Source organism: Flavobacterium bizetiae, from assembly GCF_902804475.1.
In the GTDB taxonomy this organism is placed as follows: Bacteria; Bacteroidota; Bacteroidia; order Flavobacteriales; family Flavobacteriaceae; genus Flavobacterium; species Flavobacterium bizetiae.
Genome location: NZ_CADCSU010000046.1, coordinates 25,281 through 48,595 on the forward strand (window position 1 = coordinate 25,281; position 23,315 = coordinate 48,595).

Here is a 23,315-nt window from a genome sequence, read left to right on the forward strand (position 1 = left end):
AAGCTTTGTATTGTTGAATCCAGCTTTGCGAACTTTGTGTTTTTATAAAATCTTCCAGGCATAAAAACTTTGCGTGCTTTGCGGTAAAATCAAATCTGCATAATCTACATGAAAAAATAATTAGTGAAAATTCGTGAAATTCGTGGCAAACCTTTTTAAATTTGAATAACTAAAAAACCAAAAAAAATGAAAATTGTAAAATGGGGAATTATAGGTTGTGGAAATGTAACCGAAGTAAAAAGTGGTCCTGCATTTCAGAAAACGCCTAACTCGGCTTTGGTTGCTGTTATGCGCAGGGATGCGGCTCTTGCCGAAGATTATGCCAAACGTCATAATGTAGCTAAATGGTATTCGAATGCTGCTGATTTAATTAATGATCCGGAAGTCGATGCTGTTTATATTGCCACTCCTCCATCGTCTCATAAAGAATATACTATTTTGTGTGCCAAAGCAGGAAAACCGGTTTATGTAGAAAAACCAATGGCCCTGAATTTTGAAGAATGCAACGAGATGATCAGCGTTTGTAAAGAACACAATGTTCCTTTGTTTGTTGCGTATTACAGAAGAAGTTTACCGCGTTTTTTAAAAATAAAAGAACTTATTGATCAAAATAAGATAGGAACTGTCAGACACGTAAATTGTGTTTTATACCATCCGTTTGAAGAAAGATACGATGACGAAATTAACTTGCCCTGGACGGTTTTACCGCATATTTCAGGTGGCGGGATTTTTGTTGATCTGGCTTGTCATACTTTAGATTTTCTGGATTTTGTTTTGGGTCCGATTCAATCGGTTCGTGGTCATGCCAGTTCGCAACTTAAAGCGTATCCGGCCGAAGATTCGGTTTCGATGTCTTTTTTATTCGAAAACGGAATTCACGGAACGGGTTTATGGAATTTCGCTAGTTTTGAGCGTTATGACAATACTGATATTGTGGGTGATAAAGGAAAAATATCGTTCTCTACTTTTGGAAATGACCCAATACATATTCAATATGCAAATGGTGAAAAAGAAAGTATTACGATCGAAAACCCATTACATATTCAGCAGCCTCTTATTGAAACTGTTGTTGCTGAGATTTTGGGTAATGAAGGAATTAATCCATCAAAAGGAACATCGGCGGCAAGAACTACCTGGGTTATTGATGAAGTTTTGAAGGAGTTTAGGAATTCTAAATAATTATTATAATTGTGAGTTGTAAATTGTGAATTGTGAATTCTCTCCAGCTTTAATGGAGTTTGCATACTTACTATCAAGAGGGCTTTAGCCAAAAGGTTTGAATCTTTGGCTAAAGCCTTTTTTGTTTTCATTGTGTTCCTCCAGCTAAAGCTGGAGACAATTCAATTCTTTATCAAAAATCATTGTTTGCAACGAATGAATTAAAATCCTTTGCGTTAGTTTCTTGCGGAGATCCTTCGTTCCTCGGAATAACAAACTATATTGAAATATTGTTATGAAAACGTGTGTCCTAGCCCCGATAGAAGTGGAAATCCTTTTATTTTTTTCCTTTAAAAAAATAAAAGATTGGAGCGGATAGCGGGATTAGCTCCTGAAAAAAAATATTATAAAAACTAAGATGAAAAGTTTGTGCAAAAAAAAGAGGATATTCATTATGAATATCCTCTTTTTCAAAAAACTAAAAAGTACTATAAAATTATAGGCTGTATTTAAGACCAAGTGTTAGTCCTAAACCTGAAATTCCAACGTAAGAACTTAATTCATCCATTGGTTTAGTTTTATCAACACCATTTGGATTTGTCAAAGCATTATTAGAATTAACATCTAATTTACTTCTATAATTTGTATGAATTTGAGATGTAGATCTTGTTGCTAAGGCATCATTGCCATTAACTGTAAATTCAGTAGTTTCTTTAGTCTTACCGTGTACAGTAAAATTACGATATTCTAATTCACCAAAAACTGAAATATTTTTTCCTAATTTATAAGATGTTCCTAAAGCGGCAACAAATCCAACTGTTGGGTTTGGTTTTACTTTATCGACACTATGAACATTTCCAAAAGCAGTTGGAGCCCCTGTATTTGAAAAAGCAATTGGAGCGTATGCATCAGAAGTAATTTCTAAATCTCCGTGGATAGGAACTAAAACACCTACTTTAGTATAAGGCTCAAAACCTTTGTGTTCTCCTAAAAACAATACCAAAGCCGGAGCAAGATCAAAAGCAGTAATCTGACCTACTGATTTAAAAGCATATACACCAGCTGGTGTAATAGGCACATCTGATCTGGTTTGTGCCATTGTCTTATCTTTACTAGTGTAATAATTAACCCCTAATTCAACTCCTAAACGAGCATTAAATCTATATCCGGCAGTGATTCCAGTTCTAAAACCTTCACCAAAAGAACCTGTAACACTTTCTTCAGAAACTAATTTTCCTCCTACAAAAGTTCTATCCAATGGAAGATTTCCTCCTACAGTTGGGAATTCAGTAGCAGCGGTTTGAATAAAATAAGATCCACCCAATTTAAAATACCAACTTTCTGGTTTATCTGCTTTTTCTGTTTGCGCCATTGTGGCCATAGAGCAAACTAATAATCCGAGTAAAAATAGGTTTTTTTTCATAATTCTGTTTTTAATTGTTTTTTTACAAACTTAGATTATTTTAACATATTCTTAGAGTTTGCATTGTTAGACTTGGCACGAAAACGTTGTAATTTTAAGCAATATTACTAAAAAACTATTATGCATGCATAATTTTAACACTAAAAAAATACATAACCCTAAATTTTAACTGTTAAAATTTAGTTTAGCTTAAAATTTATCTGCATTTTCTCTAATTCTATCAATAACTCGGTAGAAATCTTAACTTTTAGCCTGCGACTAGGCATGGTAAGTTTGGTTACAACTTTTATTTCTTCGACTTCATTTACTTCCTGAATTTTAGTTTCTTCAATTGCTGCTTCGGTATCTTCGTTTTCGTCGACAAAAACAGCATCATCAGCTTCTTCAAAATCAGTTGGAGTTTCTACTTCGACCAAACGTTTTATCTTTTCTAACTCCATGATTTCAAAAGTCACAGAATTGTCTCCTTTATTTTCACTAAACAAGCGACTCAACGAATGAATAAACTCTTCTTGTAAGTCTTTTATATTTAATAGTAAAATCAATTTTTTGGCAAAAGCTTCCAGAATATCCTGCAACTGTCGAATCTCGACAAATTGCATTCTTGGATCTGACTTTTTACCGGTATCATGATTGACCCAACCGTCTTTTATTAATATTTTTATGAAAGCAAAATTATTCTGAATCAGGAAATGGCGGAATTTCAAGTATTCTTCGCCAAAAATCTTAAACTCATAACTTTCATCATAACCTTCGAGATTAAATACAGCCCAGCCTTTTCCGTTTTTTGCCACACGATGCTGAACGTTATTAATGATTCCGGCAAAGTTTAGATTTTTACCCACATATTCGTTCATGCTTTTCAGGGATTCTAATCGGGAATTACAGAAGTATTTCATCTCAAATCTAAAATCATCAAGTGGATGTCCTGAAATGTAGATTCCAACTACTTCTTTCTCTTTGGCCAATTTTTCCATCGTGCTCCAGTCTTCACATGGCGGCACAACCGGTTCATCAATTTGTACTTCGCTAGTTTCTCCAAACAAACTTACCTGTGATGAATTTTCATTTTCCTGAAATTTAGATCCGTAACGAATTGCTTTTTCATAAAAGGTAATTCCGTCGCCATCATCATGAAAATATTGGGCTCTTGTCGTTCCTTCAAACGAATCAAAACCTCCTGCCAAAGCCAGGTTTTCGATTGCTTTTTTATTTGCAGCACGCAAATCAATACGTTTTGCTAAATCAAAAATCGATTTGTACTTACCGTCTTTTCTGCTTTCTACAATGGTTGCCACAGCTCCGGAACCTACTCCTTTAATCGCTCCCATACCAAAACGAACAGCATATTCATCATTTACGGTAAATTTGTAAAACGACTCGTTTACATCCGGTCCTAAAACCTGTAAGCCCATTCGTTTGCATTCTTCCATAAAAAATGATACTTGTTTGATATCATTCATATTATTCGAAAGTACCGCCGCCATATATTCAGCAGGATAATGCGCTTTTAAATAAGCAGTTTGATACGCAATCCAGGCATAACAAGTCGAGTGGGATTTGTTGAAGGCGTAACTCGCAAATGCTTCCCAGTCTTTCCAGATTTTCTCCAGAACTTTTGCATCATGACCTTTTTTCGCCGCTTGTTCTACGAACTTAGGCTTCATTTTATCTAGTACGTCTTTTTGTTTCTTACCCATCGCTTTACGCAAAACGTCGGCCTCACCTTTTGTAAAGTCAGCCAGCGATTGCGACAAAAGCATTACCTGCTCCTGGTAAACGGTAATTCCGTAGGTTTCTCCTAAATATTCCTCACAGGCATCTAAATCGTATTTGATTTCTTCCTCGCCATTTTTTCTTCGTACGAAAGACGGAATATACTCTAAAGGTCCCGGACGATACAAGGCGTTCATGGCAATTAAATCTCCAAAAACCGTAGGTTTCAGATCCTTCATGTATTTCTGCATTCCGGGTGACTCATATTGGAAGATTCCAACCGTTTCTCCTCTTTGGAAAAGTGCATAAGTCTCAACATCATCAATCGGGAAAGTATCGGGATCCAAATCAATTCCGTTTCTATATTTTACCAGTTTAACGGTATCTTTAATCAAGGTAAGGGTCTTCAGACCCAAGAAGTCCATCTTCAGCAATCCTGCACTTTCTGCAACCGAGTTATCAAACTGTGTTACATATAAATCAGAATCTTTTGCTGTAGTTACGGGAACGAAATTCGTAATATCCGATGGCGTAATGATTACACCACAGGCATGAATTCCGGTATTTCGCATCGATCCTTCCAGGATTTTTGCTTGTTGAATGGTTTCTCCCGCCAAATCATCTTCGTTGGCAATGGCGATCAATTCTTTTACATTATCAAATTCATCAGAACGAAGCGCTTTTTTAACCTCTTCTTCGCTTTCAGAAATAAAACGCGCCAAATTCCATTTTGACGGCATCATTCCCGGAATCAGTTTTGCAATTCTATCGGCTTCAAACAATGGTAAATCCAGTACACGAGCCGTATCACGAATCGCCGATTTGGTTGCCATTTTACCATAAGTAATAATTTGCGCCACCTGATTTTGTCCGTATTTATTAATTACGTAATCCATAACACGACCACGACCCTCATCATCAAAATCGATATCAATATCGGGCATGGATACACGGTCAGGATTCAGGAAACGCTCAAAAAGCAAATCGTACTTAATAGGGTCAATATTGGTAATTCCTAAACAGTATGCTACGGCAGATCCCGCAGCAGATCCACGGCCTGGCCCTACAGAAACGTCCATTTTTCGGGCTTCAGCGATAAAATCCTGAACAATCAGGAAGTAACCCGGATATCCGGAATTGGAAATCGTTAATAACTCAAAATCCAGACGCTCCTGAATCGATTCTGTGATTTCTCCGTATCGTTTTTTTGCTCCCACCATTGTAAGGTGTCGCAGGTATTTATTCTCTCCACGAACTCCTCCATCAGCTTCATCTTCAACAACTACAAATTCTTCCGGGATATCAAATTTAGGAAGTAATACATCTCGGTAAAGCGAATAAATCTCAACTTTATCTACAATTTCCTGAATATTAATAATCGAATCAGGCAAATCGGCAAAGAGTTTTTTCATCTCTTCTCCAGACTTGTAATAATACTCCTGATTAGGTAATCCGTAACGATATCCACGTCCACGACCAATTGGCGTAGCTTGTTTTTCACCATCTTTTACACACAATAAAATATCGTGCGCATTGGCGTCTTCTTTATTTAAATAATAGGTATTATTGGTTGCAATTAATTTGACATTGTGCTTTTTAGAAAACTCAATCAGGGTTTTGTTTACACGATTTTCGTCTTCCTGATTATGTCGCATAATCTCAAGATAAAAGTCATCGCCAAATTGTTCTTTCCACCAAATCAAAGCTTCTTCGGCTTGGTTTTCACCAATGTTCAGGATCTTACTCGGAATCTCTCCATATAAATTCCCGGACAACACCATGATGTCTTCTTTGTATTTTTCGATAATGGCGCGGTCAATCCTCGGAACATAATAAAATCCGTTTGTAAAAGCGATCGAAGACATTTTCGCCAGATTATGATAACCATTTTTATTTTTGGCTAATAATACAACCTGATTTCCGTTGTCTTTTTTACTTTTATCCAAGTGATTGTCGCAAACATTAAATTCGCAACCCACGATTGGTTTTATTTCGGTTTCTGTTGGTTCTTCACCCGCTTCAACCAAAGCTTTATTTTTTCCTGATGCTGCTTTATTGTGGTTCATAACGGCGCTCACAAAGTGAAAAGCTCCCATCATGTTTCCTGTATCCGTCATGGCAACGGCAGGCATTCCGTTTTTGGCTGTAGCCGCAACAATATTTCCAATTCCTATAGTCGATTGTAAAACCGAAAATTGGGTGTGATTGTGTAAATGCGCGTATTTTGCCTCTTTAAAATCTTCTCTGTCAGAATGCGAAACTGCAGGTTCTTGCCCTACAGACTCTAAAGCTTTTAACTGCTCTCTGATTTTATCAGAAGCTGCTTTTAGATTGATGTGCTTTAAACCAATTAACGGAAATTCCTGTGGGTTTCTATTTTGAAATTCCTTGAAATAATCCTTCGGAACATCCAGTTCTTCTTTGGTAAAAACTTCTCTTCTTATTAATTCCAGAAAACAACGCGTAGTTGCCTCAACGTCGGCAGTTGCGTTGTGCGCTTCTGCGAAAGGTTTATTAAAAAGATATTCGTGTAATTCTGTAAGTGTTGGTAATTTAAACCTTCCTCCACGACCTCCCGGAAGTTTTAATAACGAAGCCGTAACCTCGGTACAAGTATCTAAAACCGGCATTGAACTCATAGGAGAATCTACTCCCATTCTATGAAATTCAGCACCCATAATATTAACGTCGAAACCTAAATTCTGACCTACAATAAATTTGGTTTTGCTTAAAGCAATATTGAATTTTTCTAAAACCTCAGCCAAAGTAATTCCATCGGCCTCGGCCAATTCTGTCGAAATTCCGTGAATACGCTCTGCATCATATGGAATATTAAATCCGTCAGGTTTTACCAGGTAATCCTGATGTTCAATAAGCTGTCCCATTTCGTCATGAAGCTGCCATGCGATCTGAATACAGCGAGGCCAGTTATCAGAATCGGTTATTGGAGCATCCCAGCGTTTTGGTAATCCGGTTGTTTCGGTATCGAATATTAAATACATAGAGTGAAAATACAAAAATTAAAGCTCCAAATTCCAAATCCTTCCTATATAAACATCTGATTATATGGAATATAAAAAACTACTCTGTAAATTATGGAGGAAGTTCAAATTTACGCTTTTTTTAAACAAATTAGCTAGTGAATTTTGTTAAGAATTGTGCCTAATTTATTCCTTGCCTTTTACAAAAACCATTAAAGAAATTGCCAAATACGGAATATCTTTTAAAATAAAAAAATCGGTAACAGGAAACCCCTCTACAGTTTTAAAAACACCCGGAGTTGTAATTAAAAAACTCAACGTTGTTACAAATATTACTGCTGAAGCAAAACCGGCATAAAAACCAATTCTTTTAAAAAACAAAGAAATAAACAACCCAATTCCGGTAAGAACTTCAAAAATTCCAATAAAATTAGAAACCTGTTGTACAGACATCACTTTATACATCCAGCTCATCGCAAAATGATTCTCGACCAAACCTTTTATCGCTCCGGCTTCAACGGCTGTAAACTTAAAAAGCCCTACCCAGATTAAAATAATTACAGTTCCTAAAACTCCCAGTTTGTACGCAAATTGATTTAAATTCATGATATTTTATTTAAAATTAAATTCTTCAATATTAGAAGTTCTTTTTAAAAGTAATTGTCAGCTAGCTGTCATAATGAAGCAATTGACCCATTATGATATTTAAATTTCCATTTAATTTCATTCTGAAAACTTCGATTATTCATTTTGGATACTCATTGCACCAAAATGAACACTTTTAAACTCGGCTCTATCCTGAACTTTGCCCTATCAATTTAAAACAAATTATTATGAAAACTATTTTTATCACAGGCGCATCATCAGGATTAGGAAAAGCTACAGCAAAATTATTTCAGCAAAAAGGATGGAATGTAATTGCTACAATGAGAACTCCGGAAAAAGAAACCGAACTTTCTAATTTAGAAAATGTAACACTTTTACCATTAGATGTTACCAACTACGATCAAATACAAAGCACCGTTAAAAAAGCATTAGAATTAAGCGATATTGATATCGTTTTTAATAATGCAGGTTATGGTTTAATTGGACCTTTGGAAAGCTTTAATGACGATCAAATCACGAAACAATTAAACACAAATTTATTAGGCGTAATTCGTGTAACTAATGCTTTTATTCCGTATTTCAGAGAAAGAAAAAGCGGATTGTTTATCTCTACAACTTCTATTGGCGGATTGATTTCTTTTCCTTTAGCATCTGTATATCACGCAACAAAATGGGGATTAGAAGGCTGGAGCGAAAGTATGGCTTATGAATTAAATCCGTTTGGAATCAATATTAAAACGGTTTCTCCGGGCGGTATCAAAACAGAATTTCTTCATGGTTCGCTTGATACAGGAGTTAAACCTGAATACCAGGCAATGGCAAATAAAATGTTTGAAAATGTAGATGTAATGTTTGAAATGGCATCAACACCGGAACAAATTGCCAATGTTGTTTACGAAGCTGCAACCGATGGAAAAAGCCAACTAAGATATGTAGCCGGAGAAGATGCAAAAGCACTTTACAAATAAAGACAGGAACAAGGTGACGAAGTTTTTCGCGCTGCATTTGGCAAACAATTTTTAGGAGCATAATTTATTACTGATACCGCTCAGGTTTGATAAGCTGTGCGGTATTCGTTTTTGATTTTTTTATACATTTATATCATGGAAAAGAAAAACAATAATCCGGCAAAAATTTCCTCTATATCGCAATTTCATAGCTTACTGAGGCTTCCAAAACCGCTTCATCCTATGATAAGTTTAGTCGATAATACGCAACTTGTTATAAATGCTGATTTAACGAATACTTCTTTTTTACTCGATTTTTACAAAATATCTTATAAGTTTTCTACTAACGGAAAAATGGGCTACGGTCAGGGATATTATGATTTTAATGAAGGCGGATTAATGTTTGCTTCGCCTAATCAATTGATTTTCACTGACAATGAAGAAGGTATCGAGTATTTTGGTTTTACCTTGCTTTTTCACCCGGACTTTATTAGAAATTATCCTTTAGGCAAAAACATCAAAAAATACGGTTTCTTTTCTTATGATACGAATGAAGCACTACACCTTTCTGATAGCGAAAAAACAACCATTATAGGATTATTAACCAGCATTGATAACGAACTTCATACTGCAATAGACGAAATGAGTCAGGATGTAATTGTTTCTTATATTGATGTTTTGCTGAATTACAGCAATCGTTTTTACAAACGCCAGTTCATTACCCGAAAAACAGTCAGTCACGATTTATTACTGAAAGTCGAAGAAACGCTGGACAATTATCTTAATAATGCCGAAACTTTAAAAAAAGGATTACCTACAGTAGATTTTCTTGCTTCACAAATCAACGTTTCTACGCATTACCTGAGCGACATGCTCCGAAATCTAACCGGACAAAATGCGCAACAGCACATTCATTCGAAACTCATCGAAAAATCAAAAGATTCCCTGATTTCTACCAATCTTTCGGTAGCAGAAATAGCCTATCAATTGGGTTTTGAATATCCACAATCGTTTAGCAAACTCTTCAAAAAGAAAACCAATCTCACGCCATTGGAATTTAAAAACTCATTGAATTAGTCTCTAAAATTATCTTCTTCAATAGATTCGTTTTTACATTAAAAATCATAAAATTTCATAAAAATACACTTCTTGGATGTCGTAGTATTTTAATGAATTTTAGAATATTTAAAAACTTCAAAAATTAGCTTTTAAAGCCATTACAATCCATAAAAACAAAAACTTCAAAACAAATCAAACCTAACAATTATTACTATTTCAACTCATATTGTTACATTTTTTTGAATAAAAACCTATATTTTATATTGATTTTGAGATAAATTTGCCAACTATTAAAATTAAAGCAATCAAATCAAAATTAACCTGAAAAGGAAAAGGAAAACCAATTTATATTCATTCTACAATCAAATCTAAGGGCAAAAAAGCCAATCACAATTTGTATTTAAGTTTGGGTATCGTATATAATGAAATATTGAAATTGACGCCCTTATATCTTTTTCTAATTTTGTTTTCCTATTATAATGAGCAGGAAATTGCTGTGGTTAGAAATTACAATTAAAAAAAATAAAAATGAGTAAGACATTATTTGACAAAGTATGGGATTCACATGTAGTGCGTAAAATTGAAGATGGACCAGATGTGTTTTTTATTGACCGTCATTTCATTCATGAGGTTACGAGTCCTGTTGCTTTTTTAGGATTAAAAGCCAGAGGCGTTAAGGTTTTATATCCTGAGCGTACTTTTGCAACTGCAGATCACAATACACCAACCATAAACCAACATTTACCAGTTGAAGATGCACTATCGGCAAATCAGCTTAAAGCGCTTGAAGATAATGCTGCCGAATACGGAATTTCGCACTGGGGATTAGGTCACATTAAAAATGGAATTGTACACGTAGTGGGTCCTGAAAACGGAATTACTTTGCCAGGTGCTACTATTGTTTGTGGAGATTCTCATACGTCTACTCACGGTGCTTTTGGAGCGATTGCTTTTGGTATCGGAACTTCTGAGGTTGAAATGGTGCTTTCTACTCAATGTATTATGCAGCCAAAACCAAAGAAAATGCGTATCAACGTAAACGGTCAATTAAGTAAAGGTGTTGGTCCAAAAGACGTTGCGCTTTATATTATTGCTCAATTGACTACTTCTGGAGGAACAGGTTATTTTGTTGAATATGCTGGTGATGTTTTCGAAAACATGACTATGGAAGGTCGTATGACTGTTTGTAACCTAAGTATCGAAATGGGTGCTCGTGGTGGTATGATTGCTCCTGACCAAACTACTTTTGATTTCCTTGAAGGAAGATTATTTGCTCCTAAAGGTGAAGCATGGACAAAAGCAGTTGAATACTGGAAAACTTTAAAAACGGATGCTGATGCTGTTTTTGATGCTGAATTAAACATCAAAGCTTCAGACATTGAACCAATGATTACTTATGGTACTAACCCTGGAATGGGAATTGGTATCTCAAAACATATTCCGAACGCCAATCAAGTTGAAGGCGGTGAGGAAACTTATAAAAAATCGTTAGCTTATATGGGCTTCCAGGAAGATGATGTGATGATTGGAAAACCAATTGATTACGTTTTCTTAGGAAGTTGTACAAACGGACGTATTGAAGATTTTAGGGCTTTCGCCGAAATTGTAAAAGGAAGAAAAAAAGCAGATAATGTTACCGCTTGGTTAGTTCCGGGTTCTCACGTTGTTGAAGCTCAGATTAAAGAAGAAGGTATTTTAGATATTTTGACAGAAGCTGGTTTTGTATTGCGTCAGCCGGGTTGTTCAGCGTGTTTAGCAATGAACGATGATAAAGTTCCTGCTGGAAAATATGCAGTAAGTACTTCAAACAGAAACTTTGAAGGTCGTCAGGGTCCTGGTTCAAGAACATTATTAGCAAGCCCAATTATGGCTGCCGCTGCTGCTGTTACCGGAAAACTAACAGACCCGCGCGAATTATTTTAGATTGGAGATTTTAGATTTTTCAACTATGAGCAATCTTTATCTAAACTTCTTCAAATAAAATTGATTTACATTATTTAATACAAAACATTTTTAGGTTCTAACATTTTAAGTTTTCAAAAGAAAATCTAAAAATCTAAAAATCTAAAATCTAAAATTCCAAAAAATGGCATACGATAAATTTAATATACTTACAAGTAGTGCTGTGCCACTACCAATTGAGAACGTAGATACAGATCAAATCATCCCGGCTCGTTTCCTGAAAGCTACAAAGCGTGAAGGTTTTGGAGACAATCTTTTTAGAGACTGGAGATATAACGGAGACGATTCTCCAAAAGCTGATTTCGTTTTGAACGATTCAACCTATAGCGGAAAAATCCTTGTTGGAGGAAAAAACTTTGGTTCAGGATCTTCAAGAGAACACGCTGCCTGGGCAGTTTATGATTACGGTTTTAGAGCTGTAGTTTCAAGTTTCTTTGCAGATATCTTTAAAGGAAACTGTTTAAATATTGGAGTTTTGCCAGTTCAGGTTAGTCCAGAATTTGCAGACACAATTTTTAAAGCGATTGAAGCTGATCCAAATACACAACTAGAAATCAACTTGCCAAACCAAACCATTACTTTATTGTCAACTGGTCAGCAAGAATCTTTTGCGATTAACGGATACAAAAAGAACAACATGATTAATGGCTTTGATGACATTGATTATTTGCAAAATATTAAAGAAGATATTGTGGCTTTCGCCGATAAACTTCCTTACTAACAATCAACCTATAAAAATGCAGTTACTCAGGCTTCAACTTTATAGTTGAGCTTAGTAACTGCTTTATAATTTAAAATAATAACCAATTGCAATTTATAACTTCTAAAAAATGAACGACAATAGCATTGTATTACCGAACCATTATTCAGAAATCAAAAACGCTTCTGAAAAAATTTCGTTTTCAATGCCGTCAGATTTACAAACAGGAAGTTTACTTAGAACATTAGTTGCAACAAAAAAAGACGGACATTTTTTAGAATTAGGCACTGGAACAGGATTATCACTTGCGTGGATGATTGAAGGAATGAGCAAAAATGCTAATTTAATTTCGATCGACAATTCAGCAGAATATCAAAACATTGCTAAAAAATATTTTCAGGAACCGAATGTCAGATTCGTTTGTGAAGATGCCGAAAAATGGATTTTAAATTATACAGAAGAAAAATTTGATTTGATTTTTGCCGATGCCTGGCCAGGCAAATATGTTGTTTTAGAAGAAACATTAAACCTCTTAAATCCAGGAGGAATCTATCTAATTGATGACATGTTGCCACAGCGAAACTGGCCAAAAAACCACGATAAAAATGTCGAAGCTCTTATTCAGGATTTAGAAAAAAGAAAAGACATTCAATTAACAAAAATGTGCTGGTCGACAGGTTTAATTCTTATCACAAAAATATAAGTCATCAAGATTACTCATGCTTAATTATCTAAAGCAAACAATATTATAATGGAAAAAAGAAAAATTGAAATAATGGATACAACGCTCCGTGATGGTGAACAAACCTCGGGAGTATCTTTTTCTGCTGCAGAAAAATTAACCATTGCGCAATTATTGTTGGAGGAATTAAATATTGATAGAATCGAAATTGCTTCGGCTCGCGTAAGCGAAGGAGAATTTCAAGCCGTAAAAGGCATTACATCCTGGGCTGAAGAGCGAGGATATATTAATAGAATTGAAGTACTTTCGTTTGTAGACGGAGGTGTTTCTATCGAATGGATGAAAAAGGCCGGTGCCAAAGTGCAGAATTTATTGACGAAAGGCTCAATGAATCACTTAACGCATCAATTAAAAAAAACTCCTGAACAGCATTTTTCTGAAATCGCTCAAATCATCGCTTTAGCGAAAGAAAATAATATTGATACCAATGTTTACCTGGAAGATTGGAGCAACGGAATGCGAAATTCACCAGAATATGTTTTTCAGTTTTTGGATTTTTTATCTACTCAGCCTGTTAAACGAATTTTACTCCCAGATACTTTAGGTGTTTTAATTCCATCTTTGACTTTTGAATTTATTTCAAAAATCAGAGCAAAATATCCAAATATTCACTTTGATTTTCATGCACATAACGATTACGATTTAAGCATTGCTAACGTTATGGAAGCTATAAAAGCAGGTATAAACGGACTTCACGTTACAGTAAACGGAATGGGAGAACGCGCCGGAAATGCTCCGCTTGAAAGTACGGTTGCCGTAATCAATGATTATTTACCAGAAGTTAGCATCAACATAAAAGAGACTTCCCTTTATACGGTAAGTAAATTAGTTGAAACCTTTACAGGTTATAGAATTCCTGCCAACAAACCAATTGTGGGCGATAACGTTTTTACACAAACCGCCGGAATTCATGCTGATGGAGATAACAAAAACAATTTATATTTTAATGATTTGCTTCCGGAACGTTTCGGGAGAAAGAGAAAATACGCTTTAGGAAAAACTTCCGGAAAAGCCAATATCGAGAAAAATCTTCAGGAATTGGGTTTAAAATTAAATCAGGAAGATTTAAAATTGGTTACGCAACGAATCATAGAACTAGGCGACAAAAAAGAAACCGTTACCAAAGAAGATCTTCCGTATATTATTTCAGATGTTCTGGACAGTCATACTTACCAAGAAAAAATTACCATACAGTCTTACGTATTAATGCATTCAAAAGGAACGCGCCCATCATCAACATTAAGCTTAAATCTTGATGGAGAAATCATAGAAGAACATGCTCAAGGCGATGGTCAGTTTGATGCATTTATGAATGCTTTATCCAAAATTTATAAAAGCAAAAAACTAACACTTCCGAAATTGATTGATTATGCCGTGAGAATTCCTCCCGGAAGTAGTTCAGACGCTTTATGCGAAACGATCATCACCTGGACAAACAACGGAAAAGAATTTAAAACAAGAGGACTAGATTCAGATCAGACAGTTGCAGCAATTATTGCAACTCAAAAAATGCTGAATGTAGTTACTTCTTAAAGGCACTAAGGCGCTAAGATTCTAAGCTACTAAGGAAAAGTTAGAAGCTTAGAAAATCTCAAAAAAACTAATAAAACAATTATAAATAAAGATTCTCATTTACTAAGAAAAAAACTTAGAACCTTAGTAACTCAGAATCTTAGAAACTCAAAAAAATGAAATTTAACATAGCCCTTTTAGCAGGAGACGGAATTGGTCCTGAGGTAATAAATGAAGCTGTAAAAGTATCTGATGCTATTGCAAAAAAATTCAATCACGAAATAACCTGGGCTCCTGCCCTGACTGGAGCTTGCGCAATTGATGCCGTTGGAGTTCCTTATCCTGATGAAACGCACGAAATTTGCATGAAAGCTGATGCGGTTTTATTTGGAGCAATTGGTCACCCAAAATATGATAACGATCCAAGCGCACCAGTTCGTCCGGAGCAGGGATTATTATTGATGCGTAAAAAATTAGGCTTGTTTGCAAACGTACGTCCTACTTTTACTTTTCCTTCTTTGATTGATAATTCTCCTTTAAAAAGAGAAAGAATCGAAGGAACTGATTTGGTTTTCTTAAGAGAATTAACAGGCGGAATTTACTTTGGAGAAAAAGGAAGAAAAGACGACGGAGAAACTGCTTTCGATAATTGTGTTTATACAAGAGCCGAAGTACAGCGTTTGGCTAAAAAAGGTTTTGAACTCGCGATGACTCGTAGCAAAAAATTATGTTGCGTTGATAAAGCTAACGTTCTTGAAACTTCACGTTTATGGAGAGAAACGGTTCAGGCAATGGAAAAAGATTATCCTGAAGTTACTGTTTCATACGAATTTGTTGATGCTGTTGCAATGCGTTTGGTACAATGGCCAAACTCTTATGACGTATTAATCACTGAAAATTTATTCGGAGATATTTTAACTGATGAAGCTTCTGTAATTTCAGGCTCAATGGGATTAATGCCTTCTGCTTCTGTTGGAGAACATACTTCTTTATACGAACCAATTCACGGATCTTACCCACAAGCTACAGGATTAAATATTGCAAACCCATTAGCGACTATTTTATCTGCAGCGATGATGTTCGAAGACGCATTCGGATTAAAAGACGAAGCCGAAGCGATTAGAGCAGTTGTAAACAAATCATTAGAGCAAGGAGTTGTTACTGAAGATCTTGCAACTAAAGGATCAAAAGCATACAAAACCAGCGAAGTTGGAGATTGGCTTGTAGAAAACCTATAATTTTTATTTTCGCAGAGACGCACAGCAGTGCGTCTTTTGCGTTAGATGCACTGCTGTGTATCTCTACAGAAACAAATCTTACTGCATAAAAAAAGGGATCAACGCAAGTTGATCCCTTTTATATATTTAGAAAAAAATATTAATATCCTCCTCTGTTACCACCACGGTCGTTTCCACCACCACGGTTGTTTCCGTAACCTCCGCGAGAATCACCTCCACGGTTGTTATTGAAGCTTCTTCTTTCACCTTCAGGTTTCGGTTCAGATTTATTAACTACAATTGCACGACCTTGAACAGTAGCTCCGTTCAATTCATCAATTGCTTTTTGAGCCTCTGCATCGTTTGGCATCTCTACGAAACCAAAACCTTTGCTTCTTCCTGTAAATTTATCAGTAATGATTTTAACTGAATCTACTGCTCCGTAAGCCTCGAAAGACTCTCTTAAATCTGCTTCCTCAATACTGAATGGAAGGCTTCCAACAAAAATGTTCATATGTACTTATTTATAATAATGTAGCAAATGTAGTCTTATTTTTCTGTAATCTACTATATATTAGTTTATTTATGTTTTTATTTTGATTTAAAAAAATAGAAATCAATAAAACCAAACAATTGCAAATGAAAAACTTAATTTTTAGAAGTTTACCTTCGGTGTGTAAGGAATCTTATAAAAAACACCTTCGGTAAAATGCAGCTCAGATTTTTCTCCATCTCCCGCATTCTCATTTACTGCCGTAAACCTAAATGTACCTGAAATAGTACTGTTTTTAACATCAAATTCTGTAATCACAATCTGGCCATTACCCAGATTTGTACCTGTAGTAAATTTAGGCACTGTATTGGCAAAAACATCAGAATAGGAAGCTGTAACCTGATCATTAACACCCAAAATATATGTTTGAGGAATTGGAGATGGCATTTTTAAGCTTACTTTTTCAGCTCCCAACCCTCCTTCGATAATTAAATCTCCGTTTATTTTTGTGTAAGCTGTATAATTTTGAGACCTCCAAAAGACGTTATCTTTTAATCCCTGAAAAGCAGGAGTATTAAATTTCACATCTTCAGTACAGGATGCAAACACAAAAACACTAAGTAACAAGTAGATATATTTTTTCATAAAGTCATGAATTTGAGGCAAAAGTACCTTATTTGAGTCGGAAAATGAAAATTCGAACTTCAAAAAAAGCTCAAAAAACAACAAAAATCTACTGTAAATATATTTAATAAAGTTTGAAACCGATAATTCATAAAAAAATTATATCTTTGCGCCCTTAATTAACAGAGGTCGAGTACCTCAAAATTTAATCATAAGATTATGTCAGTAAAAATTAGATTACAAAGACACGGTAAAAAAGGAAAACCTTTTTACTGGGTTGTAGCTGCAGATGCACGCTCAAAAAGAGATGGTAAATACTTAGAGAAAATCGGTACTTACAATCCAAACACTAACCCAGCAACTATCGACTTAAACCTTGATAGTGCAGTTAAATGGTTACACAATGGTGCACAACCAACTGATACTGCAAGAGCAATTCTTTCTTACAAAGGTGCTTTATTGAAACACCACCTTGATGGAGGTATTCGTAAAGGTGCTTTAACTCAAGAGCAAGCTGATGCTAAATTATCTGCTTGGTTAGATGCTAAAGCTGGAAAAGTTGATGCTAAAAAAGAAGGTTTAACAAAAGCGCAAGCTGATGCTAAAGCTAAAGCTTTTAAAGCAGAACAAGAAGTTAACGCTAAACGTTTAGCTGCTGCAGCTCAAGCTGAAGCTGATGCTATCGCTGCTGCAACTCCTGCAGTTGAAGAAGAAGTTGCTGAAGTTGAATCAACTGAAGAAACTCCTGCTGCTGAAGAAAATAACGAAACAACTGAAGCATAAATTATAATTAGCGAGAATGCGTAAAGAAGAATGTTTTTATTTAGGTAAAATCGCTAAAAAATTTAGTTTCAAAGGTGAAGTTCTGGCTTATTTAGACACGGACGAACCTGAGTTATACGAAAATCTGGAATCGGTGTTTGTTGAATGCAACAAACACCTGGTTCCTTTTTTTATTGAAACAAGTTCATTACATAAAAACGATTTTCTTAGAATTCGTTTTGAAGATGTAAATAATGAAGAAGAAGCAGAAGCCTTATTGGGTAATGCCATTTATCTTCCTTTAAACATGTTACCTAAACTTACTGGTAACAAATTCTATTTCCACGAAGTTATCGGTTTTGAAATCGAAGATCAACGTCTGGGTGTTTTTGGCAAAATTGTTGCCGTAAACGATAGTACCGCACAACCTCTTTTTGAAGTTTTAAATGGTGAAGTAGAAATGCTGATCCCAATGATCGATCATTTTCTTGTAAAAATCGACCGCGAAAACAAAAAAGTAATAATGAACCTTCCGGAAGGATTGGTTGAGATGTACCTATAATTAGATTTTTAGACTTCTTAGATTGCTGGATTTTTAGATTATAACTTTCTAAGAATTTCAATTGTTAACTTATAATCATAAATAAAATGTTTCAGTTTAAGCAATTTTCTGTAAAACAAGACAAAACTGCCATGAAAGTCGGCACAGATGGCGTTTTATTGGGTTCTTGGGCTCCTATTCATCATAATCCATTTAGTGTGTTAGATGTTGGTGCAGGAACCGGAATTATTGCTTTGATGCTTGCTCAGCGAACTTATGCAGAACAAATTGATGCACTTGAAATTGATGAGGATGCATACGAACAAGCGGTTGATAATTTTGAAAATTCTCCCTGGGGCGACCGCTTATTTTGCTTTCATGCCGGATTGGACGAATTTATTGAAGAACCAGAGGACGAATACGATCTGATTGTTTCAAATCCTCCTTTTTATGCTGAAGATTATAAAACAGAAAATGAACAACGTTATTTAGCGCGCTTTCAGGACGCAATGCCGTTTGAAGAACTTATTGAAGCAGCAGATTTATTACTTTCAGAAAACGGAATATTCGCCTTAATTCTTCCTTTCAAAGAAGAACAAAATTTTATCGCTTTAGCAAAAGAATCAGAATTATATCCAACCAAAATTACACGCGTAAAAGGCACTCCAACTTCAATTGTAAAACGCAGTTTATTGGCTTTTAGCCGCAATGAAAATTCAGTACCTGAAGTCGACGAGTTAACCATCGAAATTGACAGACACGTTTATACTCCGGAATATATTGAGTTGACTAAGGATTTTTACTTGAAGTTTTAAACCTGCTCAAAAATACTTTTAAACTGATATAAAATTCTTTCGATAAGTCGTAAATCTTCGGTTACAATTTCGGCGCTTCCTTTCATTTCCTGCTGGAACACGATTTGTTTATTATAAGAAGTTTGCAATCCGTTTGGAAGAGCAACATCTAATAATAAATTTCCATCTTTATCCGGAACCAGAGAAATATTCTGAATTTTTCCTTTTAACACTCCAAATTCTCTGTCTGGGAAATTCGCCAATCGAATATTTACTCGTTGCCCTACTTTTATTTTTCCTGAATTTAAAGCTGGTGCTTTTACTTTTCCTACAAATCCATTTTTTGTATCCGGAATGATAGAGAAGACATTATCACCAGTATTTATGGTTTGATTTTCTGTCCAAACCTGCAAAAATGTAACTACTCCGCTCACAGATGATTTTAAGGCATAAGCCAATTCCCAATCTTTTATTACTTTTTTAAGCTGATAGAAGGACTGCGCCATGTTTCTTCCTAACGTAACTTCTTCTTTAGTGCCGCTTATTTGCGAATTCTGACTCAATTTCGAATTATCAATCAAAGAGGATTTTAGCTGAGAAATCGACGTTAACAGGCCTTTATAATTCTTCTGCGCCTGAAGATAACCTAACTTTTTAGCCTCCATTTCCTGAGCCGAAATAATTCCTTTATTGAAGAGTGTTTCAAAACGGGCAATTTCGTTTTTTTGAAGCTGTAATTCGCTTTCGTTAATTACCTTTTGCTGCTGCAAAATCTCTAATCTTTCTTTGATTTGAACTTTCTCTGAAACCTGCGCTCTGTTTTCGACCTGAAAAGGCTGCAAATCCTTATTTAATTGTTCTGCCTGATAATCTTTTTGAAAAACAGCAAAAGCACTTTCGATTTCTCCTAACTGTGCATTTTTTAGCAAAGCAAAAGGAAAAGCTTTCTGAGGATTGTTGATATTATATTCATCGACTATTTTTTTTAATAAAAAAACATCTTTGTAATTGGCTGTGTTTTCGATAATCGCAAGCGTGCTGTTTTTTGAAACGATCGATTTGTTTTTGACCAAAAGAGCCTCGATACGTCCTGAAGATTTCGAAACTATTTTTTCTGGCGGAATATTGGTTGTAATGACAATTTCGGTATTGACAACATCCGGATATTTGATGAACCAGGATACAAAAAATAACATAAAAATAATTACAAATATCAATACTGTTCCCCAACGAATCATCCAGTGGGGTACTCTGGTAAGGATGTCCTGAACTTCCTCACTTCTTAATTCGAATGTAGTATCTTCGGCCATGATTAATTTCCTAATTGTAATTGATTTTTAACCAGTTCAAAATAATTTCCTTTTTGTTCTACCAAGGCAGAATGATTGCCAATCTCAATAATTTTTCCTTTGTCTAAAACTACGATTTGGTCTGCATTCATCACCGTACTTAATCGATGTGCAATAACCACTACAGTTTTATCTTTAAAGAAAATATCGAGTTTGCGCATAATTTCTTTTTCATTATTAGCATCCAGAGCTGATGTTGCTTCATCAAAAAACAATATCTCAGGATTTTTATACACTGCCCTTGCTATTTGCATACGCTGTTTTTGTCCTGTACTCATTCCGGTTCCTTCCGCTCCAATTTTTGTATTATAACCAAGCGGCAAACCACTGATATATTCTTTTATATTGGCTACATCAGCCGCGTACACCAAGCGTTCTTTATCGACTTTATCAACTCCAAAAGCAATATTATTGGCGATAGTGTCACTAAAAATAAAACCTTCCTGCATAACTGCTCCAATATGAGATCGCCATGCTTTTTGCGAAATGTTTTTAAACTGTGCATTGCCAATGGTAATTTCCCCTTTTTCGGGTTCATAAAATTTAAGAAGCAATTTCATTAAAGTTGTTTTTCCGCTTCCGCTAACGCCAACTATTGCGGTTACTTTTTTGGCAGGAATCTTTAGCGTTAAATCATCTAAAACCGGAATATCTGATCCCAGATAACGGTACGAAAGATTCTTTATCTCAATATCAGAGTCAAACGGGACATCATTTGTCTGATGAACTTCTTGTTGCATTTCATCTTCTTTTTCGTGAATTTCAGACAATCTGGCCAATGAAATTTTAGCATCCTGAAGTTCTCTCACAAATTCTATAAGCTGCGTGATAGGTCCGTTTAAACTTCCTACGATAGAACTTATCGCCAGCATCATTCCTAACGTTATAGAACCATCAATTACTAATTTTGCAGAAAGAAATATGATAAAAATATTTTTTAATTCATTGATTACAGATGAACCAATAGTTTGGGTTTGCTCTAAAACCAATCCTTTTATCGAAACCCTGAAAAGTCTGGCCTGAATATATTCCCAACCCCATCGTTTTTGCTTTTCGGCATTATGCAGTTTGATTTCCTGCATTCCGTTAATAAGTTCCATTACTTTATTTTGTTCGTTCGAAACCTCAGCAAAACGTTTATAATCGAGCACTTCTCTTCGTTTTAAGAACAAGGTAATCCAACCAAAATAAAGTATACTACCAACAAAAAACACAAAGAATATCTGAAGATTAAAATAAGCCAATACTCCGCCCAGCACAAACATATTAATTACAGAAAACAAAACATTTAATGATGATGTGGTTAGAATTTTTTCGATTCTGCGGTGATCATTAATACGCTGCATAATATCTCCGGTCATTCGCACATCAAAAAATGAAATGGGCAGATTCATTAATTTTATAAAGAAATCCGAAATAAGTGAAATATTGATACGAGTTGAAAGATGCAATAATATCCAACTCCTGATAAGTTCCAGGCCAGTTCTTCCGGCAAAAAGAAATAATTGCGCAAAAAGAATTAAATAAATAAAGTGGATGTTTTGGTTTTGTATACCGACATCAACAATACTTTGGGTTAAAAACGGAAAGATTAGCGACAGCAAACTACTGGCTAATAATCCTATACTCAATTGAATTAAAAATGATTTGTATCGCAACACATATTGCGATAATAATCTAAACCCTAAACCTTTATTTTCTTCCTTATCAAATTCAGACTGAAAAAACTTTGGAGTAGCTTCCATCAATAACGCAACTCCTTCCTGAGTCAGTTCGTCTGCATTATTCCCTATCCAGAATTTAATAAAATCCTGTTTGTTATATTCGATTAGACCAAAAGCAGGATCAGAAATATAATAAGTTCCTCTTTTGATTTTATAAAGTACCACATAATGGTTTTTATTCCAATGCAAAACACATGGCAGTGGTGCCTCGTGTAATCTTTCAAGATTTAATTTTACACCTAAAGTTCTAAAACCAATTCTTTCTGCTGCATCGCTTAAAAAAAGTAAATTACTTCCTTCACGAGTTGTTTCACTAATGTCTCTCAACTCCTGAATGTTGATTGTTTTTCCGTAATGCTTAGCGATAATCTTTAAGCATGTAGGCCCGCAATCCTTATAATCAGCCTGCTTGTAATTGGTAAATTTTTTCAACTTCAAATCTTTTATTTCAGAGCAATTTAAGATTAAATTTCTTTATTTAACAAAAATATGATATTTACTGTTAAATTATTTTTTTTCTCTTTTTATGAAAATTTTCAATACTATATTTTAAAGTAATTACACTTAATACATCGTATTTCTATTTAATCTCTATCAATTTTGTTTTAATTAATTTCTATAAATCAGAACACCTGCAAGAACCATCAGGAGTTGTATAAAAGAAACCGCCTAATAAAACATGAGGCGGTTTCTCTTTATTTAAAAATTATGAAAATTAGCTATTTAGTAAACAACTTTCCTCAATAACTGATGAGCAAACTTCACCTTCTCCCGGATGAATAACACCTGCAAAAGTACCATCAGGACAATAACAAGCCTCAATTCCTGGCCCTCCGCCATTAATACTTTTCTTCTCACTGTTACTTAAAACTTCAATTCCAATTAAATCTTTCAATTTTTTCATAATTTGTTTTTTTGATTTGTTATTTCTTCAATCATTTTAAGACAGTTGAAGGCTCTGTCTGCTAAAAAACTATCATAATATTGATTACTATTATTCTATGA

At 34.9% G+C, this 23,315-nt stretch carries 18 protein-coding genes and 1 pseudogene; 11 read left to right on the top strand and 8 right to left on the bottom strand.

The window, feature by feature from the left end; translation table 11 throughout:
• Positions 1–186: 186 nt before the first annotated feature.
• On the top strand, positions 187–1,179 hold the full coding sequence (locus FLACOL7796_RS04180; RefSeq protein ID WP_173969574.1) for a Gfo/Idh/MocA family protein: 993 nt from the start codon (positions 187–189) through the stop codon (positions 1,177–1,179).
• 475 nt (positions 1,180–1,654) lie between these two features.
• Here the strand turns inward: FLACOL7796_RS04180 and FLACOL7796_RS04185 are convergent, their stop codons facing one another.
• From FLACOL7796_RS04185 to FLACOL7796_RS04195, 3 genes are all read right to left on the bottom strand, one after another.
• Positions 1,655–2,581 carry an outer membrane beta-barrel protein gene (locus FLACOL7796_RS04185; protein ID WP_173969575.1) on the bottom strand — a complete coding sequence of 309 codons (927 nt, stop codon included), beginning with the start codon at positions 2,579–2,581 and terminating at the stop codon, positions 1,655–1,657.
• 179 nt (positions 2,582–2,760) lie between these two features.
• Positions 2,761–7,299 (bottom strand): DNA polymerase III subunit alpha, encoded by a 4,539-nt coding sequence (gene dnaE / locus FLACOL7796_RS04190; protein ID WP_173969576.1) that lies wholly within the window; start codon positions 7,297–7,299, stop codon positions 2,761–2,763.
• A 165-nt stretch (positions 7,300–7,464) separates the two neighbouring features.
• Positions 7,465–7,884 carry a DUF417 family protein gene (locus FLACOL7796_RS04195; RefSeq protein WP_173969577.1) on the bottom strand — a complete coding sequence of 140 codons (420 nt, stop codon included), beginning with the start codon at positions 7,882–7,884 and terminating at the stop codon, positions 7,465–7,467.
• 227 nt (positions 7,885–8,111) lie between these two features.
• On the opposite strand from FLACOL7796_RS04195, the pseudogene FLACOL7796_RS04200 reads away from it, so the two are divergent.
• The 7 genes and pseudogenes from FLACOL7796_RS04200 to leuB all read left to right on the top strand — a co-directional run.
• Positions 8,112–8,849 (top strand): annotated as a pseudogene (locus tag FLACOL7796_RS04200) (SDR family oxidoreductase); the annotation flags it as partial.
• 138 nt (positions 8,850–8,987) lie between these two features.
• On the top strand, positions 8,988–9,908 hold the full coding sequence (locus FLACOL7796_RS04205) for a helix-turn-helix domain-containing protein (RefSeq protein ID WP_173969579.1): 921 nt from the start codon (positions 8,988–8,990) through the stop codon (positions 9,906–9,908).
• 510 nt (positions 9,909–10,418) lie between these two features.
• Positions 10,419–11,813: a 3-isopropylmalate dehydratase large subunit gene (gene leuC / locus FLACOL7796_RS04210; RefSeq protein WP_083695346.1), complete on the top strand. Its 1,395-nt coding sequence runs from the start codon at positions 10,419–10,421 to the stop codon at positions 11,811–11,813.
• Between the two features lie 163 nt (positions 11,814–11,976).
• Entirely contained in the window at positions 11,977–12,573 is a 597-nt protein-coding gene (gene leuD, locus FLACOL7796_RS04215; protein ID WP_173969580.1) for a 3-isopropylmalate dehydratase small subunit, read from the top strand.
• A 109-nt stretch (positions 12,574–12,682) separates the two neighbouring features.
• Positions 12,683–13,255, top strand: coding sequence for an O-methyltransferase (locus tag FLACOL7796_RS04220; RefSeq protein ID WP_173969581.1), 573 nt, complete (start codon positions 12,683–12,685; stop codon positions 13,253–13,255).
• Between the two features lie 48 nt (positions 13,256–13,303).
• Positions 13,304–14,827 carry an alpha-isopropylmalate synthase regulatory domain-containing protein gene (locus FLACOL7796_RS04225; protein ID WP_173969582.1) on the top strand — a complete coding sequence of 508 codons (1,524 nt, stop codon included), beginning with the start codon at positions 13,304–13,306 and terminating at the stop codon, positions 14,825–14,827.
• A 155-nt stretch (positions 14,828–14,982) separates the two neighbouring features.
• On the top strand, positions 14,983–16,044 hold the full coding sequence (gene leuB, locus FLACOL7796_RS04230) for a 3-isopropylmalate dehydrogenase (protein ID WP_173969583.1): 1,062 nt from the start codon (positions 14,983–14,985) through the stop codon (positions 16,042–16,044).
• Positions 16,045–16,183: 139 nt separating this feature from the next.
• Here leuB and FLACOL7796_RS04235 read toward each other — a convergent pair whose 3' ends face one another.
• On the bottom strand, positions 16,184–16,537 hold the full coding sequence (locus tag FLACOL7796_RS04235; protein ID WP_173969584.1) for an RNA recognition motif domain-containing protein: 354 nt from the start codon (positions 16,535–16,537) through the stop codon (positions 16,184–16,186).
• Between the two features lie 141 nt (positions 16,538–16,678).
• Positions 16,679–17,161 carry a DUF6252 family protein gene (locus tag FLACOL7796_RS04240; protein ID WP_173969585.1) on the bottom strand — a complete coding sequence of 161 codons (483 nt, stop codon included), beginning with the start codon at positions 17,159–17,161 and terminating at the stop codon, positions 16,679–16,681.
• 198 nt (positions 17,162–17,359) lie between these two features.
• On the opposite strand from FLACOL7796_RS04240, the gene FLACOL7796_RS04245 reads away from it, so the two are divergent.
• From FLACOL7796_RS04245 to FLACOL7796_RS04255, 3 genes are all read left to right on the top strand, one after another.
• On the top strand, positions 17,360–17,923 hold the full coding sequence (locus FLACOL7796_RS04245) for a 30S ribosomal protein S16 (protein ID WP_173969586.1): 564 nt from the start codon (positions 17,360–17,362) through the stop codon (positions 17,921–17,923).
• Positions 17,924–17,939: 16 nt separating this feature from the next.
• Positions 17,940–18,464 carry a ribosome maturation factor RimM gene (gene rimM, locus FLACOL7796_RS04250; protein WP_173969587.1) on the top strand — a complete coding sequence of 175 codons (525 nt, stop codon included), beginning with the start codon at positions 17,940–17,942 and terminating at the stop codon, positions 18,462–18,464.
• A gap of 86 nt (positions 18,465–18,550) precedes the next feature.
• Complete coding sequence (locus FLACOL7796_RS04255) at positions 18,551–19,258, top strand: tRNA1(Val) (adenine(37)-N6)-methyltransferase (protein ID WP_173969588.1); 708 nt, start codon at positions 18,551–18,553, stop codon at positions 19,256–19,258.
• Here FLACOL7796_RS04255 and FLACOL7796_RS04260 read toward each other — a convergent pair.
• From FLACOL7796_RS04260 to FLACOL7796_RS04270, 3 genes are all read right to left on the bottom strand, one after another.
• Positions 19,255–20,547 (bottom strand): HlyD family secretion protein, encoded by a 1,293-nt coding sequence (locus FLACOL7796_RS04260; RefSeq protein ID WP_173969589.1) that lies wholly within the window; start codon positions 20,545–20,547, stop codon positions 19,255–19,257. The two genes, FLACOL7796_RS04255 and FLACOL7796_RS04260, sit on opposite strands and share 4 nt — an antisense overlap.
• 2 nt (positions 20,548–20,549) lie before the next feature.
• Positions 20,550–22,742, bottom strand: coding sequence for a peptidase domain-containing ABC transporter (locus FLACOL7796_RS04265; protein WP_173969590.1), 2,193 nt, complete (start codon positions 22,740–22,742; stop codon positions 20,550–20,552).
• 283 nt (positions 22,743–23,025) lie between these two features.
• The gene (locus FLACOL7796_RS04270) at positions 23,026–23,214 is read right to left on the bottom strand and encodes a hypothetical protein (RefSeq protein WP_173969591.1); all 189 of its coding nucleotides are present in this window, start codon (positions 23,212–23,214) and stop codon (positions 23,026–23,028) included.
• Positions 23,215–23,315 lie beyond the last annotated feature (101 nt).

Bases quoted from the DNA above. Each gene is read 5' to 3' on its own strand.
- FLACOL7796_RS04255 (WP_173969588.1), top strand. From the start codon at position 18,551: ATGTTTCAGTTTAAGCAATTTTCTGTAAAACAAGACAAAACTGCCATG.
- leuD (WP_173969580.1), top strand. From the start codon at position 11,977: ATGGCATACGATAAATTTAATATACTTACAAGTAGTGCTGTGCCACTA.
- FLACOL7796_RS04220 (WP_173969581.1), top strand. From the start codon at position 12,683: ATGAACGACAATAGCATTGTATTACCGAACCATTATTCAGAAATCAAA.
- dnaE (WP_173969576.1), bottom strand. From the start codon at position 7,299: ATGTATTTAATATTCGATACCGAAACAACCGGATTACCAAAACGCTGG.
- leuB (WP_173969583.1), top strand. From the start codon at position 14,983: ATGAAATTTAACATAGCCCTTTTAGCAGGAGACGGAATTGGTCCTGAG.
- FLACOL7796_RS04225 (WP_173969582.1), top strand. From the start codon at position 13,304: ATGGAAAAAAGAAAAATTGAAATAATGGATACAACGCTCCGTGATGGT.
- FLACOL7796_RS04195 (WP_173969577.1), bottom strand. From the start codon at position 7,884: ATGAATTTAAATCAATTTGCGTACAAACTGGGAGTTTTAGGAACTGTA.
- FLACOL7796_RS04240 (WP_173969585.1), bottom strand. From the start codon at position 17,161: ATGAAAAAATATATCTACTTGTTACTTAGTGTTTTTGTGTTTGCATCC.
- FLACOL7796_RS04260 (WP_173969589.1), bottom strand. From the start codon at position 20,547: ATGGCCGAAGATACTACATTCGAATTAAGAAGTGAGGAAGTTCAGGAC.
- rimM (WP_173969587.1), top strand. From the start codon at position 17,940: ATGCGTAAAGAAGAATGTTTTTATTTAGGTAAAATCGCTAAAAAATTT.
- FLACOL7796_RS04185 (WP_173969575.1), bottom strand. From the start codon at position 2,581: ATGAAAAAAAACCTATTTTTACTCGGATTATTAGTTTGCTCTATGGCC.
- FLACOL7796_RS04180 (WP_173969574.1), top strand. From the start codon at position 187: ATGAAAATTGTAAAATGGGGAATTATAGGTTGTGGAAATGTAACCGAA.
- FLACOL7796_RS04235 (WP_173969584.1), bottom strand. From the start codon at position 16,537: ATGAACATTTTTGTTGGAAGCCTTCCATTCAGTATTGAGGAAGCAGAT.
- FLACOL7796_RS04270 (WP_173969591.1), bottom strand. From the start codon at position 23,214: ATGAAAAAATTGAAAGATTTAATTGGAATTGAAGTTTTAAGTAACAGT.
- FLACOL7796_RS04205 (WP_173969579.1), top strand. From the start codon at position 8,988: ATGGAAAAGAAAAACAATAATCCGGCAAAAATTTCCTCTATATCGCAA.
- FLACOL7796_RS04245 (WP_173969586.1), top strand. From the start codon at position 17,360: ATGTCAGTAAAAATTAGATTACAAAGACACGGTAAAAAAGGAAAACCT.
- leuC (WP_083695346.1), top strand. From the start codon at position 10,419: ATGAGTAAGACATTATTTGACAAAGTATGGGATTCACATGTAGTGCGT.